The 3766-nt window shown below is 47.7% G+C and carries 3 protein-coding genes and 1 pseudogene; all 4 read right to left on the minus strand.

The window, feature by feature from the left end; translation table 11 throughout:
• Positions 1-335 precede the first annotated feature (335 nt).
• Positions 336-863, minus strand: a pseudogene (locus BLW38_RS16895) (tyrosine-type recombinase/integrase); the annotation flags it as partial.
• 303 nt (positions 864-1166) lie between these two features.
• On the minus strand, positions 1167-1802 hold the full coding sequence (locus BLW38_RS15500; RefSeq protein ID WP_092818089.1) for an IS6 family transposase: 636 nt from the start codon (positions 1800-1802) through the stop codon (positions 1167-1169).
• Positions 1803-1877: 75 nt separating this feature from the next.
• Positions 1878-2801 carry a VOC family protein gene (locus tag BLW38_RS15505; RefSeq protein WP_092818090.1) on the minus strand — a complete coding sequence of 308 codons (924 nt, stop codon included), beginning with the start codon at positions 2799-2801 and terminating at the stop codon, positions 1878-1880.
• Between the two features lie 121 nt (positions 2802-2922).
• Positions 2923-3766: DMT family transporter (locus BLW38_RS15510; protein ID WP_092818091.1), on the minus strand; the 844-nt coding region annotated here is incomplete at its 5' end.

Here is a 3766-nt window from a genome sequence, read left to right on the forward strand (position 1 = left end):
ATTCACTGATTCACTGATTCACTGATTCACTGATTCTTGTATTCTTGGTCTTCATGACTCTTCTCTCCTTGTGTCGCCAATGATTCTCTGGAATATGCAATCTCTGACTCACGACTTCCAGTACTCATTACTTCAATGATTCAGTGATTCATTGATTCAATGAGTAACTCACCTGCCAAGGAGGGACCACGGGAAGGTCGGTACATGATGCTAAGTTCTCTCTCTGAAGGCTTCGTCCAGCTGTTCTCGCATGAACTCGCGCCGGACTCGACGGGAACGCGAGTCAGAGAGGTAATTCTGCATCACTACCCCCGTTCGACTCCCTCGTTCAATCAGTTGAATGCTGCATAGACCCTGTCAACGGCTTCGTAGGCTGGATTATCACGGTTTCGTTGAACCGGTGTGAGGAGGTCATCTGTCCCGTTCGCCTCTCGGTAGGCACGGATGTAGAGATTCAGTCGTGTTCGGAGCGCGTCGACGGACGACGTCGCAAGGCTGTATCGTGATCTCCGTCGGTTAAGAAATTGCTCGAGGGCGTCGATTGTCGCATCGTCCGTTGGTGCCTATGAGTAGCCTTCATAGTCACCAAGACCGAGGTCCTCGTTCCAGAATTTTCCGAACGAGCGGTCGTGATGGCGGCGGAGAGCTGCGAGGAATGACCGTGCATCGTGATCCCGAAACCACTGGTGGATCGGCTTCTCGGTTGATGGGTTGATATCCTCCTCTTCGAGGCAAGGAGCGAACTCGTCCCGTTACAGGTCCGTGAAGTCCTTGAGGGTACACGAGGTCCATCGGACACCATCGAATGATGGAAATCGCTCAGCATCGGCCTCTTCCTCCTGTTCGGTATCTGAGTGGGTCATAACGGTACTCTCTGCAGGCTTCGACTGTTCGCAACTGGATTAGTGTAGAAATCGTATAGAAGCCCAATCAACCTGCAGTATGGCGATTCACCAGAGACCTTATCGTTGAAAAGGATGATCCAGCGAGATACAGTTGAATACTAAGCCACATCAGCACTTGCGGTGTCCCTTTTCGTTCCACAAAATCTAACTCGATTTGGCCGATACAATTGTCAAGGCTAGCACTTTCCGGTATGGACACTCAGATAACGCTACGCTTCACCTTTCAATCCTTATCTGAACACCGCCTCCAAACGGTAGTGTTCAGATAAGCTGATTCCATGCGAAGCTGAACGATCTGAGCCAGTTGTCGGCAGTTTCTGTTTCGGCGTTGCTGAAACAGTTTGAGAAACAGAGAGTTCGCCGTTTTATCTCGCGGAAGACACGTTCGACAGCATTCCGATTTCCATGTTTCTCGTATCTGAAATCGAAGCCGTGACGCTGACACGCGTCTTGTAACGAGTGCGATCCATCGACGAGAAACACGGCGTCAGAGACGTCGTGTTTCTCGGAGAGTTCCGTCAGAAACGAATAAGCGAGAACCTTCGTTGTCGTCGGTTCAAGCTTTGTATGCAGTAATTCATTTGTTTCGGGATCAACAGCGGCGTACAGCCAATATTGCTCGTCGTCGAGTTGGATCACGGTCTCGTCAACCGCGACGTGATCCGGGCACCGACCAGACTCGGGCTGTAGATCGGCCTTGTGAACCCAATTATGAACGGTTGATCGAGCGCGTTCGACACCAAATATCTCAAGAATAGAAACAGTATTCGAAAGTGAGAGTCCAGCGAGGTGTAGCTGAATACTGAGCTTCATCAGCAAGCGCGGTGTCGCTTCTCGTTCAACAAACTCTAAGTCGATCTGGTCGATATTCCCGTTGAGGCGAGTGTTTTCGGGCATAGATCACTCAGAAAACGCTCCGCCTCACCTTTCAATCCTTATCTGAACACCGCCCTCCAAACTAAACACGACCTTTTAACTGGGCCCCAAATCTTCTAGCCACCTACCCGGATCAATAAATTCTATCGAGTACCCATAGCTGTCATAGCATTTGATGACTGTCGTTCCAGTTGGACTGGTCTGCGGCGGGGATAGAAAGTCGATGGAATCGTTATATCTCGCGTAGAGTTGATCTACATCGTCGACGATGAAACCTAGGTGAGCTCGTCCGATGTCGAATTCATTGAGATGAACGAACTCGCTGTCAGGGTATTCGAGTAGCTCGAGCTCGAAATTGCCGGTATCAAGGAAGGCAATTTCTGTAACTGCATCGGCGGGATCGAGTCCGCTAACGAAGGGGTCGACCGATAATTGGGGTTCATATCTTCGCACCAAGTCGAAACCAAATGTCTCCTGATAGAACTCTAATGCTACGTCAATATCTGGAACGTTAATACCGAGGTGATGGATTGACTTAACCGAGCCTTCCTCACCACTACCAAGGGACTCTTCGGATTCATAAAATTCGATGAGGTTTCCAGAGGGGTCGAAGCATTTGACCATAAGTCCCCCGCTGGAACTCATTACAGGTCGGCTTATAAACTCGTATTTTTCCGAAAGAGATCGATACAAGGGACCTATTCCTGTAACCTCGAAACACAAATGGGATCTACCACAGACGTTTGACGGTTTTAATGCCAATGGCTGGTCGGCCTCCGGATACCGATACTCAACTATCTCCAAAAATAGGTCTTTCACCTGAAGATAACACGCCTCTGCGTCCGTCTGGCTGATGTCGACATCGGAATTCCCCTCAAGACCATCGAGTTTCCCTTGCCGCTCGCCGTTTTCCCACCGCCGTATCTCCGAAAGATTCAATTCTGAACAATAGAAATTTAAAGATGAATCGATATCAGCAACATTTATTCCGACGTGATGGACGTCTCCTTCAATTAGCATAATACGAAATAATAGGCAAGGTGATAAATAAGTGCTGAGTGCTTGTATTATCCGTTGTATGTCTGCTAATCATTAATTGTAGCGAGAGCACTAGAAATATAAATTATTTGATGGTGATGAATTACGACGGACTGAGGCCGATAACAATAATTCCGACAATGGTGATCAGGGCTCCAAAAACCAGTCCGATGGTGATACGTTCCAATCTCTCAGGCATAACAAGGTATGATAGAACGATAATGAAAAGAGTGTAACTAGAGATAACGGGATGTACTAATACCACGGGTGCGATTTGAAGGGCAGCATAGTACGTGAGAATAAATATCGTATTGGCAAGGCCCGCAACCATATAAATCCGCATATTTGAGTCAGAAAAGGATATTTTCGGCACTTTATTTCTGATTCGAAGGTAAGTGTAGAAACCGATGCCTGCAGAGACTGTCTTTATTGCCAGAGCACTGACAATCGGCATCCCTAGGTTGAATCCTGATTTTGCAAAAATTGGTTCTACGCCATAGAAAACAAACGCGAGAAGGGCAAACGCGAGGCCCCAGAGAGCATCATCTCGGTTGAGGTCACCCGGGTTGTGTCTCGAGGTCTCGAACGATATGTACCCGACACCGACAACAATTGCGACCACACCAAGGATATGAATTACAGTGAATGGTTCATTAAGCAAAACAATCCCCAAAAATGTAGCCATAAGTGTATTTGATGCAGTGATCGGCGAGGCACGACTCGCTCCCAATAGATCGATTGACAGGTAATTGAATGCTCTCCCGATCATACTTCCCGATAAACCTGCGGCGATGAAATACAGAATTGCGACCGGTTGGACAATAGCTCCAGCATGGAGAAATATCGCAATCGGGATAAGCAATGTTGAATTAACGATTAGTATCACAATCAATGCATCGTTGGTATTCCCCTTATCTGCCCCTAAGCGAACTAACAGCTGGTAACTA

Origin of the sequence: Halopenitus malekzadehii, assembly GCF_900108505.1 — an archaeon.
In the GTDB taxonomy this organism is placed as follows: domain Archaea; phylum Halobacteriota; class Halobacteria; order Halobacteriales; family Haloferacaceae; genus Halopenitus; species Halopenitus malekzadehii.